Here is a 13,144-nt window from a genome sequence, read left to right as displayed (position 1 = left end):
GATGGCGAGCGACCCCTAGGGTGAGCCGCGTGGACGAGCCTGAGAAGTCGTTGGACCAGCGTCTCCTGGAGGCGACGATCGCCTGCCGTGACACCATCTTCGCGGTCTACCGGAGCCCGGCGGAGGTCTTCGACGGGCTCGCCCAGGCGTGCCGGGAGCTGGGGATCGAGGAGTGGGACTTCTACGCCGAGCGCGGGCCGGTCGCGCGCCTGGAGGCGGAGGTCGGCGAGCTGCTCGGGAAGCCGGCGGCGTACTTCCCCTCGGGAGTGATGGCGCAGCAGGTCGCGCTGCGGATCCACGCCGATACGGCCGGCAACCGGCGGGTTGCGATGCCCGACCTCTCGCACCTGCTCGTCCACGAGGACGACGGGCCGAGGATCCTCCAGGACCTGCGGATCGAGCACCTCACCACCGGGCGCGAGACCGCGACGAAGGCGCACCTGGACGCGATCCCGGGGCCGCTGGCGGCGTGCCTGGTCGAGCTTCCGCTGCGCGACGCCGGCTGCCTGCTGCCGACCTTCGACGAGCTCGCAGAGCTGGCCGAGGGTTGCCATGAGCGTGGGATCGCGTTCCACATCGACGGCGCCCGGATCTGGGAGTCGCAGCAGTGGTTCGGGAAGCCCCTCGCCGAGATCGCGGGTCTGGCGGACACCGTCTACACCAGCTTCTACAAGGGCCTCGGCGGTCTCGCCGGCGCGGCGCTGCTGGGCGATGACGACTTCGTCGCGCAGGCGCGGCTGTGGCGGCACCGGATGGGCGGCACGCTCTACCGTTCCACCGCCGAGGCGGTCGCCGCGCTGGTCGGCCTCCGCGACCGGCTCCCGCACATCGGCGAGTGCGTGGCGTGGGGGAGGACCCTGGCGGCCGCACTCCCTGCGGAGATCACCGTCCAGCCGCCGGTGCCGCACACCAACACCTTCCTGCTGTACGCCGCGGGCGACCCGGACGAGATCAACACCCGTCTCCTCTCCGCGCTGGAGGAGCACTCGCTCGCGTTCAGCAGACCCTGGACGGCGAGCGACGAGCCGGGCCGGGTGGTGACCGAGGTGACGGTCGGGCAGGGCGCGCTCGATCTGGACCCCGACACCGTCGCCGGCCACGTCGCCGCTCTCGTGGTGTGAGACGGAGGCAGGAGACGAGCCCAAAGCGGGCACGCGAGCATGCGGCCGGTGATATTTTCGAACAACCAGCGAAGTCCTACTGAAGGGCAGTCCCGTGTCGGTTCAGTTCGAAGTGCGCATCGATGGAATGACCTGCAACCGCTGTGTCGAGACGGTGACGAGCGCTCTCGGTGACCTGGACGGTGTCCACGGCGTCGAGGTCGATCTGAACCCGGGAGCGGTCTCGAGCGCCCGCGTCACCGCAGACCAACCGCTCGAGCCGAGGGTCCTCAGATCAACCCTCGCCAAGGCCGGCTTCTCGATCGCGCGCGAACCCTGACCGGCGGCGGAGTCGTCCGTGCTCGGCTCTCGTCGGCACTTCCCGGCCCTCACCGCCGAACCTGATCTCGTCTACCTCGACGCCGCCTCCGGCACCCCGTGTCCGGAACCGGTCATCGCCCAGCTCACCGCCGAGCTGCGTGGCCCCGCCGCCAACCCCGGCCGGGGCGGACACCCGTGGGCCCGCGACGCGCTGCGCCGTGTCGAGGAGGCCCGGGCCGCGGTTGCCGCGTTCCTCGGCGCATCCTTCCCCGACGAGGTTGCCTTCACCCGTGGCGCCACCGGCGCGATGGCGTTCCTCGCCGACCGGTGGGGACCCGCCGCGCTCGCGGACGGCGGCGACATCCTCTACTGCCCCGGCGACCACCTCTCGACGGTGCGGCCCTGGCTCCGGCTCGCCGAACGGATGAGGCAGCAGGGGGTGCGGGCGGTGCCTTACCGGCGGGACCGCCTGGGACGTATCGATCCCGACGACTTCGCGCGAGCGGCGAGCACCCGCACCGCGGTCGTCGTCGCCACCGACGTCCACAACCTCCACGGCACCCGAACCGACCTCGACGCGCTGACGATCCCGCCGGCCGCCACGGTCTGCCTCGACTGCTCCCAGAGCACAGGACGGCTGCCCCTGCGGCTGGCCGAGTCGCGAGCAGAGCTCGCTGTCGTCTCCGGCCACAAGATGTTCGGGCCTCCTGGCACGGGCACCGTCTACGTACGTCGTGGTCAGCATCATCGGATCGCGGTCGACCGGGCCGCCGCACGGAGCGGTCCGGCGCGCCACGTCTCGCCCCTCACCGACGCCGCCGAGGAGGGCAGTCTCGACGGCGCGGGTGCGGTGGCGCTCGCGGGCGCCACGGCGTTCCTCGACGGCATCGGGATCGACCGCGTCGGAGGCCACCTGGCCGCCCTCGCCTCCCGGTTCGCGGACGGCGCCTCCCGGATCGGCGGGGTCACGCTCCTCGGGCCGCCGGTGGAGGCGGGCGGCCCGCACAGCGGCATCTCCGCGTTCGCCGTCGACGGCCAGGCCGGCGCCGACGTGGCCTTCGCCCTCGAACGCCGCCGTGTCTACGTACGCGCGGGTGACCACTGTCTCGACGGCCCGCGGGAGGACGCAGTCCGGGTGAGCTTCCACCTCTACAACGACGAGGACGACGTCGACCGACTCCTGCAGGGGCTCGCCGCCGCTGCCGAAAGGAACTGACACGTGGAGAACGAAGGCATCCGGTACGACCGTGCCGCCGCCGCCCGCATCCTGGCCGAGGTCGCCGGCGCCGACTTCCTGGCCGGGCCGGCCCCGGCCGTCGGTGCGGTCTCGATGGAGTACCGCCTCGAGGAGCTCCGGCCCGAACCCGGGGGCGTGCTCACGACCGGTCAGCGCCGCTACCTCGAGGCCTACATGCGGCCCTGCCGGCCCGACCAGGTCGTCACCGCCACGCACCGCGTCACCTGGCGCGACTCCCGCGGGATCGCGAACAGCGGCCACATCGGGCCCGGACCGCTCGGACCTATCCTGCCGATCGCCGCCCGGGAGGCCGTGATCGCGGTCGGCGACGCGATCGCGGCCGCGGAGCCGGTCACCGCCCGCTCGGACGCACTCGGCGACGACGACCTCGACACGCTCGCCGACACCACCACCGACCAGGAGCCCGCCGAGATCTTCCGCGTCGGCGCCGAGGCCGCGGGCCGCGCGCTCGTCCAGCACGGCATGCTCGCCGGACAGGTCGGCATCGGCGACCCGGTCGAGTTCGCCGAGGCGATGCACTCCTCCGGGCTGTACGGCACGGTGGCCTCGACCTGGTTCTGGGAGCTGCAGGCGTCCAGCTACCGGCGAGGCATGATCCCCGCGAGCCTCGAAGAATCGGGCGGCCGGCTGCGCTACACCGCCGACACCGTCGCGCTGCTCGCCGAGATGAAGCGCCGCACCATCGCCGACGCCCACGAGGTCATGGACCGGGCGCGCGCGGAGGGCCTGGGCGTGCGGGCCGCCATCCAGCGCTACCACGTCGAGCTCGACCAGATCTCGCGACAGTACGCCCTGCTGCCGGTCGGGGAGCGCCCGGTCTGTCTCGGGCAGCGCGCCCATCAGGTCGACGGCGCACGGGTCCAGCCGCTCGCCGCTGTCGCGGAGGCGCTGACGGGCGCGTTCCGGTCCGCGGTCGGGTCGGTGCGGATCGCGGAGTCTCCCGCATCCTCAACGGATGCCCGGTTCGCCGCAGGGGAGCAGGAGTTCGGGGTCCCGGACATGACCTGCCGGCACTGCCGGGTGACGATCACCGCCGTCTTCGACGCCCAGGCCGCCGAGCTGATCGACGTGGACCTCGTCGGGAAGCGCGTGCGGGCGAACTTCACCGACGCCGACCAGCGCGACCGGGTCTTCGCCGACCTGCGCGACTGCGGCTACACGGTGGCCGAGGGGTGAGTCCTCGCTATCCGCTCCCGGCGGCACGGCACCCGATCGCCGACCGCTTCCTCGCCGACGGTCAGGCGATACGCGAGGCGATCGAGCGGTTCGGGTGCCCGCTCCATCTGGTCTTTCCCCAGGTCATGGCTGAGAACACGGCTGCGCTCGCGGCCGTGCTGCAGCGCCACGGGGTGCCGTACGACATCTTCTACGCGCACAAGGTGAACGCCTCGGCCGCGCTCCTCGACCAGGCATGTGGCGCGGGGCTCGGGGTGGACGTGACCTCCGCGGCCGAGCTCGACCGGGCTCTGGCCGCGGGCTTCGGGCCGGACCGGATCGAGGCCACCGGGCCGAAGTCGCCGGCCTTCATCGAGCGGATCGCCGCGCTCGGGGTCACCGCGAACGCCGACGATCTCTGGGAGCTCGACCGGCTGGCCGCCGCGGCGCCGACCGGCACCAGGGTCCCGGTCCTGCTCCGACTCTCCGGCTTCGCCTCGCCGGCGGTGCCGCCGTCCCGGTTCGGCATCGACCTCGCCGACGCCGACGCCGCTCTCGAGACCGTACGCCGCGCCCCCGGCCTCGACCTGCGCGGCGTGGCTTTCCACCTCGACACCGCCGACCCCGCCGCCCGGGTGGACGCGCTGACCGAGTCGATGGCGGTCGTGGCCGCCGCGCACCGGAAGGGTCTGCGGCCGTCGGTGGTCGACATCGGCGGCGGGTTCCGGCAGCGCTTCGTCGAGGACCCCGAGCCGTTCCAGCGGTATGCGCGGGCGCTCGCCGCCGCGGATCCGGGCGAGCTGGCGTGGCCGGGGCACGAGCTCGGACTCCGTCATTCCGGGGCGGCCGCGCACAAGTACGCCAACCACCGCCCGGCCACCGAGGTGCTCGAGCGGTTCCTGACCGCCGAGATCGAGCGGCGACCGGTCGCCGAGGTCCTGCGCGAGTGCATGCTCACGCTGTGGATCGAGCCGGGCAAGGCCCTGGTCGACCATGCCGGCCTCACCCTGGCCGAGGTGCTCTACCGCAAGCGGGCGGCCGGACGGGAGCTGGTGGTGCTCGACCTGTCCCGCAACCAGATCACCCCGGCCGACCAGGAGGTCCTGCTCGACCCTGTTCTCGTCGACGGCCGCGGCGACCCGCCGGACGAAGGGGTGTTCCTGGCCGGGCGGCTCTGCCTGGAGTCCGACCTGGTCAGCCGCCGGAAGGTGTTCCTCGACGCCGAGCCGGCCAGCGGCGACGTACTCGCGTTCGCGAACACCGCCGCCTATCAGATGGACCTGTCGGCGTCGTCCGCCGGCGGGCATCCGCCGCCGCCCAAGGTCGCGGCGGTCCTGAACGGCGACCGATTCACCTTCAGCGCCGACGTGCCCGACGACCATCAGGGGAGCTGACCATGCGTTACGACAGCGTGCTCGACATGATCGGCGACACCCCGCTGCTGCGGCTCGACCCGGCCGCGCACGGCGTCCCCGAGGCCGAGATCTTCCTGAAGCTGGAGTCGGCCAACCCGTTCGGCTCCGTCAAGGACCGGGTCGCCTGGGCGCTGCTGCGCGACCACATCGGCGAGATCGTCGAGGACGAGCAGGTCGTCCTGGAGGCCTCGAGCGGCAACACCGCGAAGGCGCTCCAGATCATCGCCTCGATGCACGGGGTCGGGTTCCGTGCCTTCACCAACCGGGTCCGGGTGCGCGAGGTCCGCGAGATGCTGTCGCTGCTGGGCGCCGACGTGACCGAGATGCCCGGCCTCTCTGAGTGCCCGGACCCGACCGCGCCCAACGACGTGTTCGGGGTGATCGGCGACCTCATGGAGCGCGAGCCCGGCCGCTATCACCACACCTCGCAATACACCAACGAGGACAACCTGCGAGCCCACTACGAGCAGACCGGCCGCGAGATCCACCGCGACGTGGGCGAGGTCGACCTGCTCGTCGGCGGGCTCGGGACCACCGGGTCGACCCGAGGGGCCGCGACGTACCTGCGCGAACGCAACCCGGCCACGGCCGTGGTCGGCGTCGTCGCCGCCGAAGGTGACTTCATCCCCGGCATCCGCTCGGCGGCGGAGATGTGGGAGGTGGGGCTCTTCGACCCCGGCTTCTACGACGCCATCGCCGCCGTCGACTCGGCCGACGCCATCACCGCGAGCCTCGAGCTCGCGCGGCGACACGGGGTGCTCGCCGGGCCGACGACGGGAGCGGCCTACGCGGCGGCACGGGAACGGCTCCTGTCCGGGCCCGGGGGACCGGTCACGGCGGTCGTCATCGCGTGCGACCGGATGGAGCCGTACCTCTCCTACTACCGCCACCGCCGTCCCGACCTGTTCGGGGCGACCCGACCCGCCTTCGCCGAGGCCGCGCCGGCGGTCGCCCCTGAGGAGATGGAGGCGTGGACCGCCGCGGGCGAGCACGTCGTCGTCGTGGACGTACGCACGGCGCTGGCGTTCCAGGCCGGCCACATCCCGGGCGCGATCAACCTCCGCGACGACCTGCTCGAGCAGGTCATGGAGGCCGGGATGCCGTTCTCCGAGGCGTCCCGGGTGGTGTTCACCTGCCCGACGGGGGACCGGTCGGCACGGTTCGCCGCCCGTGCCGCTGCCGCCGGGCGGCGGGCCTACAACCTCGAGGGCGGCGTGCTCGGCTGGCGCGACAGCGGACGGCCGCTGTCCGGCGTGTGAGGTTCCGGCCTCACGCGGGCATGAGGAGGAGCATCGTGCCCATCCCGGTGGCCATGAGCCCATGACCGAGAGCGGGCAGCCGGTGCTCGCGTACCGCTGCCGCGCGCAGCAGCCACCAGATCAAGCCGGCCGCGCACGCGGCGACGAAGAGCGAGTTGACCAGGATCGCCCAGCCCGGCGCGGCCGCAGCGGCCGCGGTCGGCGGGAGGGCTGCTACGGAACCGCTGTGGCCGGCATGCCCCGCGATGCCTGCGGTGTGGGGCCCGTCCGCATGGGCGTTCGTCATGAGCAACGGCATCGCGGCGAGCATCCAGATCATCGCCGCGTTGAGCGCGAGATGTCCGACGACGTCGGCACGCCGCGCCCGGCTGCTCGTGCGGCGCAGGGCGGGCAGCAGTGCCAGGGTCAGGATCACGAACACGGCGACCTGAGCCCATACGGCGACGTCTCGGAGGATCACCCAGATCATCAGGATCATCGTGGCGCTCATCACGGTGTGGTTGACGTGCAGGACCGTCTGCCCACCGGACCCGGGACAGACCACGAGGGTCCAGATTCCCGAGGTGCCGGTGAGCACGAAGGCCACGGTCAGCAGTAGGTCCCAAGGCGGATCGACCACCCGACCAACGTACCGTCACCCCCTGTTGTGTGGTGGCGGTTGCCGTGATCAGTGCCGCAGACCGGCAAACCAGGCCGAGGCGTCAGACAGGTCGGCCGAGTGGGCGTGTATGTGCCCACTCGACCGACCGGGGTGACGCCTCGCTCAGGCGTCGAGATCCTGGGCGACGAGCGCGGCGATCGTGTCGACCGCGGCCTGGTCGGGCCCGGTGACCTCGACCTTGTCCCCGTTGCCGGCGCCCAGGGTCATGATCAGCAGGGACGAGCCGGCGTCGACGGGCTCGCCGCCGGGGACGGCGAGGGTGATCTCGGCGCCGAGCTCCTCGACCTTCTCGGAGATGATCGCGGCGGGCCGGGCGTGCAGGCCGACGGCGGAGCCGACGGTCACGGTCTGGGTGGGCATGATGCTCCTTCGGTTGATGGGATCTGTGGGTCAGCTGGTGGCGGCGGCCGAGACCGGGGCGCGACCGACGGACTTGAGGGCGATCACGGTCGCGGCACCGACGACCACGCCGGCGGCGAGGGCGATCAAGTAGCCGAGCACGTTGGTGACGGCGAAGAGGACGAAGATGCCGCCGTGCGGTGCGCGGACGCCGACCTCGAAGAGCTCGGAGAGGCCACCGGTGACCGCGCTGCCGACCATGATGGCCGGGATCACGCGCATCGGGTCGGCGGCGGCGAACGGGATGGCGCCCTCGGTGATGAACGAGGCGCCGAGCAGCCAGCCGGCCTTGCCGTTCTCGTGCTCGGCGGTGGTGAACAGCTGAGGACGTACGACGGTGGCCAGTGCGAGCGCGATCGGCGGGACCATGCCGCTGAGCATGACCGCGGCCATGATCCGCAGCTCGGGCGCGTTCGCGGCGAGCGAGGCGGCGCCGACGCCGGTGGCGGCGAAGCTGTAGGCGACCTTGTTGAGCGGGCCGCCCATGTCGAAGGCCATCATCAGGCCGAGCACGGCGCCGAGGACGACGGCACTGCTGCCGTCGAGGGCGCCCAGGCCGTCGGTGAGCCGCTCCATCAGCCAGTTGATCGGCTTGCCGAGCACCACGATCATCACCAGGCCGGCCAGGATCGAGGTCACCAGCGGGATCACCAGCACCGGCATCAGGCCACGGGCCCAGCTCGGCACCCGCCAGCCGCTGACCCAGTGGGCGATCACGCCGGCGAGCACACCGCCCGCGATCGCGCCGAGGAACCCGGTCGCCGGCGCCGAGACGCCGTCGGCGTTGGCGACGCCGAACAGGTTGGCGGCCAGCGCACCCATGATGAAGCCGGGGGCGATGCCGGGGCGGTCGGCGATGGCGTACGCGATGTAGCCGGCCAGCGCGGGGATGAACAGCATGAACGCGGTCTTGCCGATGACGAAGAACAGCGCGCCGAGGTAGACGGCGAGGCCGCTGTCGAAGAGCGCGTGCTCGAGACCGAGAGCCTGTGCGTCGGGCAGGTTGGTGATCGTGTTGTCGACCATCACCGCGCCGTAGACGTTGGTGATGTCATAGCCGCCGAGCAGGAAGCTCAGCGCGATCAGCAGGCCGCCGGCGGCGACGAACGGGATCATGTAGGAGACCCCGGTCATCAGGATCCGGCGGGTCCGGCCGCCCCAGCTCTCCGAGGCGGTCGAGGAGGACTCGGAGGAGTCGCTCCTGCCGGACTCGACGCGCGCCGCGTTCGGGTTCTCGGCCGCGGCCAGCGCCTCGGCGATCATCGCGTCGGCGTCGTCGATCGGACGCTTGACGCTGGAGGAGATCAGCGGCTTGCCGGCGAAGCGGCTCCGGTCACGGACGCCGACGTCGACGGCGAAGATGGCCGCGTCGGCCTTTGCGATCGTCTCTGCAGGCAGTGGGGTCGCGCCGGCCGAGCCCTGGGTCTCGACCGCGATCTCCACCCCGGCCCGCGCGGCCGCGGCCTGGAGGGCCTCGGCGGCCATGTAGGTGTGGGCGATGCCGGTCGGGCAGGCGGTCACGGCGACGAGCGAGCGCTTCTGCGCGGGAGCGGACTCGGGGGCAGGCGCCGGCGTCTGGCTCTGTGCTGCCGGCGCGTCGCTGACCGCGTCGAGGATGGTCCGGGCAGCCTCCTCGGCCGACTCGGTCTCGCGCAGCTTCGCGCCGAACTCGGGTCGGGCCAGAGCGCGGGCCAGCTTGGTCAGGATGGTCAGGTGGGTGGCGTCGCCGCCCGCCGGTGCACCGATGAGGAAGGCGAGGTCGGCCGGGCCGTCCTTGGCGCCGAAGTCGACCGGCGGCGAGAGCCGGGCGAAGGCTACGACCGGCTCGTCGACCCCGGACGTACGGCAGTGCGGGATCGCCAGGCCGCCGGGCAGGCCGGTGGCCGAGACCTCCTCGCGGGCGAACGCGTCGGCGACGAGCGCGTCGAGGTCGGTGGCGCGCCCGGCGTCGGTCACCCGCTGGGCCAGCGCACGGATGACATCGTGCTTGTCAGGTCCGAGGTCGGCGTCGAGGGCGACGAGCTCGGGGGCGATGAGTGCGGACATCAGAGTCCTCCGGTGATGGGGTCGAGGTCGCGTACCTTCACGAGGTCGGCGCGAACCTGGGGTGGGGTGGGGAGGGTGGTGCCGGGGAGGCCGGCGGCTGCACTGCCGTACGCGACGGCGAGCCCGAGACGTTCAGGCGCGGAGAGTCCGCGCAGGTCGGCGAGGAGATAGCCGAACAGCGAGCTGTCGCCGGCACCGACCGTGCTGACGACGGCGGTGGGCGGCGGGGTGGCGTGCCACGTACCTTCCGCGGAGACGAGGACGGCGCCGTGTCCGCCGAGGGTCGCGAGCACGGCGGCGACGCCGCGGTCGACCAGGGTCCGGGCCGCCGCCGCGGCGGCGGCCGGGTCCTCGAGGGCGGCCGGCTCGGAGCCGGTGATGGAGGCCAGCTCCTCGGCGTTGGGCTTGAGCAGGTCGGGCGCACTGCCCGGGAGCCCGGCGGCGAGCGCCTGCAGGGGCGCCTCGCTGGTGTCGACGGCGATGCGGGTGCCGGTGGCGCGGAGCGCCGTCACGACCTCGGCGTACCAGCCGGCCGGGGCCTCGGGCGGCAGGGAGCCGGCCAGGACGACCCAGGTGGCCCGCTCGGCCTCCTGGACGAGGCGGGCTGCCAGGGCGTCGAGCAGCGCAGGGGTCGCGGTGGTGCCCGGTCCGTTGAGCTTGGTCGTCGTGCCGTCGGGCTCGGTGACGGTGGTGTTGATACGCGGCCGGCCCGCCGGTCCGACGGTGACCACGTCGAGGCCGGAGGCCCGCAGCTCGGTGACCATCGGGTCGAGGTCCGGGCAGGGCAGCACGGCGCGCGTCGGCACCCCGGCGGCGTACGCGGCCCCGGAGATGTTCACGCCCTTGCCGCCGGGCTGGGAGCTGGTCGTCGCGGCGCGCAGCACCTCGCCGCGACGCAGCGGGCTGGTGAGCATCACCGTGTGGTCGATGCTCGGGTTGGCGGTCAGGGTGAGGATCATGCGATCCGCACCTCCAGGCCGCTCTCGCGGAGCTCGTCGGCGACGTCGTCGTCGATGTCGCTGTCGGTGACGAGCACGTCGACGTTGCCCAGCGCGGCGAAGCGCAGCGTGGTCTCGACGCCGATCTTGCTGGAGTCGGTCAGGCACACGACCCGGCGGGCGGCGTTGACCAGAGCGCGTTTGGTCGCGGCCTCCTCGTGGTCGGGGGTGGAGAGGCCGTGGGCCAGGGTCAGCCCGTTGGTCGCCACGAAGCTGACGTCGACCCGCAGGCGGCTCAGCGCGTCCACGGTCTCGGCGCCGACCGCGGCCTGGGTGGCCGGACGGACGCGACCGGGCAGCAGGTGGAGCTCGATCTGGGGGCTGCCGGCCAGCATCGCCGCGACGGGGACGGCATGGGTCACCACCGTGAGCTGGTGGTCGCGGGGGAGGGCGTGGGCGAACCGGCTGGTGGTCGTCCCGGCGTCGATGGCGATGGTGCCACCGGCGGTGGGGAGGAGGTCGAGCGCGGCCTGGGCGATCCGGTCCTTCTGGGCGGTGAAGGTCTGCTCCCGCTCGCCGAGCGCGGACTCGAGCACGGCCATGGTCTCCGCCGGCACCGCGCCGCCGTGCACGCGGCGGACGAGGCCGCGTCGTTCCAACGTGGACAGGTCACGGCGCACCGTCTCGGTGGTGACCTCGAACCGCTCGGCGATGTCGGCCACGGATATCCGCCCGCGCTCGGCGACGAGACGGGCCGTCGCGATCTGCCGCTCTTCGGCGTACATCGCGGCCTCCTTCAGGATCGGTGTGGTTTCGAGTGGGTTTCGGACCTGTGAATGCCCACATGTGTTGTTTTATGCCCGAATGTGTTGACTCGTCAAGGGGTTAGGGCAGATATTTGTGGTCATGGTCACGTCTCACTCATCTGTCCTCTCCGGCACTCCGGTGGTTCCCGGGATCGTGCTGGCGCCCGTCCACGTGGTGCGCACCGAGGTCGATCCCGCCGCGCTCGAGGCCTTGGCGCGACGCGGCTTCGACCAGCCCGAGGACGCCCTCGCGGCCTACGCGGCAGCCGCCACCGCCGTCGCCGACGGCTACGCCCGCCGCGCCGCAACCGCCTCGGGAGCGGCCGCCTCTGTGCTGAGCGCGAGCGCCGGCCTGGCCCGGGACAAGGGCTTGCGGGTCGCCGTGGAGAAGCACCTGCGCTCCGGGGCGGACCTGGTCGCCGCCGTCGGCGCGGCGGTGGAGCAGTTCGCCACGCTGTTCAGCGGGATGGGCGGCCTGATGGCCGAGCGGGTCACCGACCTGCGCGACATCGAGCGCCGGGTCCTGGCCCACCTCGCCGGTGAGCCCGAGCCCGGTGTCGACGTGCCCGAGGGTTCGTGCGTGCTGGTCGCCGCCGACCTGGCACCCTCCGACACCGCCGCCCTCGACCCCGCCCGTGTGGTCGCTCTGGTCACCGAGCGGGGCGGCCCGACCAGCCACACCGCGATCATCGCCCGCCAGCTCGGCATCCCATGTCTGGTCGGCGTGGCCTCCGCGACCGCAGTCGCGGAGGGGACCCTGGTGCTCGTCGACGGCCAGGCCGGCCTCGTCGACCTGGACCCGGGCCCGGACGCCGCTGCCCGTGCCGAGGCCGACCTGGCCCGGCGCCAGGCGGTGGCCGCCTGGACCGGGCCGGGTCGCACGGCCGACGGCCATCCCGTGGCGCTCCTCGCCAACGTCGCCGACGGCTCCTCGGCGCGCGACGCTGCCGCCGGCCAGGTCGAGGGTGTCGGTCTCTTCCGCACCGAGCTCTGCTTCCTCGACCGGCGCGAGGAGCCCACCGTGGCCGAGCAGGCCGACGTCTACGCCGAGGTGCTCGCGCCCTTCGCCGGCCGCGGCCATGTCGTCGTACGCACCCTGGACGCGGGCTCCGACAAGCCGATCGCCTTCGCGACCCATGAGGGCGAGGAGAACCCGGCCCTCGGCGTACGTGGCCTGCGGCTCGCCGCGGACAACCCCGGTCTGCTGGAGCGTCAGCTCGACGCCATCGCGATCGCCGCCGAGCGCAGCGGTGCCGACACCTGGGTGATGGCGCCGATGGTCGCCACCGTCCAGGAGGCCGCCGACTTCGCCGCGCTCGTCCGCGCCCGCGGGCTCAAGCCCGGCGTCATGGTGGAGGTGCCGGCCGCGGCCTTGATGGCACACCGGATGCTGGAGGTGGTCGACTTCCTCTCCATCGGCACCAATGACCTGACCCAGTACGCCATGGCCGCCGACCGGCTGGCCACCGACCTGGCCCACCTGACCGATCCCTGGCAGTCCGCGGTGCTGCAGCTCGTCGCGATCACCGCCGAGGCGGGGCGTACGGCCGGCAAGCCCGTCGGGATCTGCGGCGAGGCGGCGGCCGACCCGCTGCTGGCGCCGGTGCTCGTGGGGCTGGGGATCACGTCGCTGTCGATGGCTCCCGCGGCAGTCGCGGCCGTCGGTGCCCGGCTCGGCTCGGTGACCGCCGGGCTGTGCGACGACGCGGCCGAGGCCGCGCTCGGTGCGCTGTCCCCCGCCCAGGGCCGCGAGGCGGTCGCGACTCTCCTGGGGTGATGCACACTG

At 73.0% G+C, this 13,144-nt stretch carries 12 protein-coding genes; 7 read left to right on the top strand and 5 right to left on the bottom strand.

Annotation, left to right across the window (positions count from 1 at the left end; genetic code table 11):
* Positions 1–29 precede the first annotated feature (29 nt).
* The 6 genes from ACIA03_RS06245 (at position 30) to ACIA03_RS06220 (ending at position 6,508) form a co-directional block, all read left to right on the top strand.
* Positions 30–1,121 carry a threonine aldolase family protein gene (locus ACIA03_RS06245; protein ID WP_396980332.1) on the top strand — a complete coding sequence of 364 codons (1,092 nt, stop codon included), beginning with the start codon at positions 30–32 and terminating at the stop codon, positions 1,119–1,121.
* Between the two features lie 94 nt (positions 1,122–1,215).
* Positions 1,216–1,440 carry a heavy-metal-associated domain-containing protein gene (locus ACIA03_RS06240; RefSeq protein WP_396980330.1) on the top strand — a complete coding sequence of 75 codons (225 nt, stop codon included), beginning with the start codon at positions 1,216–1,218 and terminating at the stop codon, positions 1,438–1,440.
* Between the two features lie 18 nt (positions 1,441–1,458).
* Positions 1,459–2,637 (top strand): aminotransferase class V-fold PLP-dependent enzyme, encoded by a 1,179-nt coding sequence (locus ACIA03_RS06235; RefSeq protein ID WP_396980328.1) that lies wholly within the window; start codon positions 1,459–1,461, stop codon positions 2,635–2,637.
* Between the two features lie 3 nt (positions 2,638–2,640).
* Positions 2,641–3,855, top strand: a complete 1,215-nt coding sequence (locus tag ACIA03_RS06230; protein ID WP_396980326.1) for a copper chaperone — start codon at positions 2,641–2,643, stop codon at positions 3,853–3,855.
* Positions 3,852–5,228: an alanine racemase gene (locus tag ACIA03_RS06225; protein WP_396980324.1), complete on the top strand. Its 1,377-nt coding sequence runs from the start codon at positions 3,852–3,854 to the stop codon at positions 5,226–5,228. Before ACIA03_RS06230 ends, ACIA03_RS06225 begins: the two co-directional genes overlap by 4 nt.
* Before the next feature lie 2 nt (positions 5,229–5,230).
* Positions 5,231–6,508 carry a pyridoxal-phosphate dependent enzyme gene (locus ACIA03_RS06220; protein ID WP_396980322.1) on the top strand — a complete coding sequence of 426 codons (1,278 nt, stop codon included), beginning with the start codon at positions 5,231–5,233 and terminating at the stop codon, positions 6,506–6,508.
* A gap of 10 nt (positions 6,509–6,518) precedes the next feature.
* Here the strand turns inward: ACIA03_RS06220 and ACIA03_RS06215 are convergent, their stop codons facing one another.
* From ACIA03_RS06215 to ACIA03_RS06195, 5 genes are all read right to left on the bottom strand, one after another.
* Positions 6,519–7,127, bottom strand: coding sequence for a DUF5134 domain-containing protein (locus ACIA03_RS06215; RefSeq protein ID WP_396980320.1), 609 nt, complete (start codon positions 7,125–7,127; stop codon positions 6,519–6,521).
* A 144-nt stretch (positions 7,128–7,271) separates the two neighbouring features.
* Complete coding sequence (locus ACIA03_RS06210; protein WP_045551770.1) at positions 7,272–7,529, bottom strand: HPr family phosphocarrier protein; 258 nt, start codon at positions 7,527–7,529, stop codon at positions 7,272–7,274.
* Between the two features lie 30 nt (positions 7,530–7,559).
* Complete coding sequence (locus tag ACIA03_RS06205) at positions 7,560–9,617, bottom strand: fructose-specific PTS transporter subunit EIIC (protein WP_396981772.1); 2,058 nt, start codon at positions 9,615–9,617, stop codon at positions 7,560–7,562.
* A complete protein-coding gene (locus tag ACIA03_RS06200; protein WP_396980318.1) occupies positions 9,614–10,573 on the bottom strand; it encodes a 1-phosphofructokinase family hexose kinase in 960 nt (319 codons plus the stop codon). Before ACIA03_RS06200 ends, ACIA03_RS06205 begins: the two co-directional genes overlap by 4 nt.
* The gene (locus tag ACIA03_RS06195) at positions 10,570–11,337 is read right to left on the bottom strand and encodes a DeoR/GlpR family DNA-binding transcription regulator (RefSeq protein WP_396980316.1); all 768 of its coding nucleotides are present in this window, start codon (positions 11,335–11,337) and stop codon (positions 10,570–10,572) included. The genes ACIA03_RS06200 and ACIA03_RS06195 overlap by 4 nt, the downstream gene beginning before the upstream one ends.
* A gap of 121 nt (positions 11,338–11,458) precedes the next feature.
* Here ACIA03_RS06195 and ptsP point away from each other — a divergent pair, with 121 nt between their 5' ends.
* A complete protein-coding gene (gene ptsP / locus ACIA03_RS06190) occupies positions 11,459–13,135 on the top strand; it encodes a phosphoenolpyruvate--protein phosphotransferase (protein ID WP_396980314.1) in 1,677 nt (558 codons plus the stop codon).
* The last annotated feature ends 9 nt before the right edge of the window (positions 13,136–13,144 follow it).

It is taken from the genome of Nocardioides sp. NPDC051685, from assembly GCF_044453405.1.
In the GTDB taxonomy this organism is placed as follows: Bacteria; Actinomycetota; Actinomycetes; order Propionibacteriales; family Nocardioidaceae; genus Nocardioides.
The sequence above is the reverse complement of the archived record's forward strand: the minus strand, read 5'-3'. Positions and strand labels throughout refer to the sequence as shown.

Excerpts from the sequence above, each read along its gene's own strand:
- ACIA03_RS06220 (WP_396980322.1), top strand. The coding sequence starts at position 5,231 with ATGCGTTACGACAGCGTGCTCGACATGATCGGCGACACCCCGCTGCTG.
- ACIA03_RS06210 (WP_045551770.1), bottom strand. The coding sequence starts at position 7,529 with ATGCCCACCCAGACCGTGACCGTCGGCTCCGCCGTCGGCCTGCACGCC.
- ACIA03_RS06200 (WP_396980318.1), bottom strand. The coding sequence starts at position 10,573 with ATGATCCTCACCCTGACCGCCAACCCGAGCATCGACCACACGGTGATG.
- ACIA03_RS06195 (WP_396980316.1), bottom strand. The coding sequence starts at position 11,337 with ATGTACGCCGAAGAGCGGCAGATCGCGACGGCCCGTCTCGTCGCCGAG.
- ptsP (WP_396980314.1), top strand. The coding sequence starts at position 11,459 with ATGGTCACGTCTCACTCATCTGTCCTCTCCGGCACTCCGGTGGTTCCC.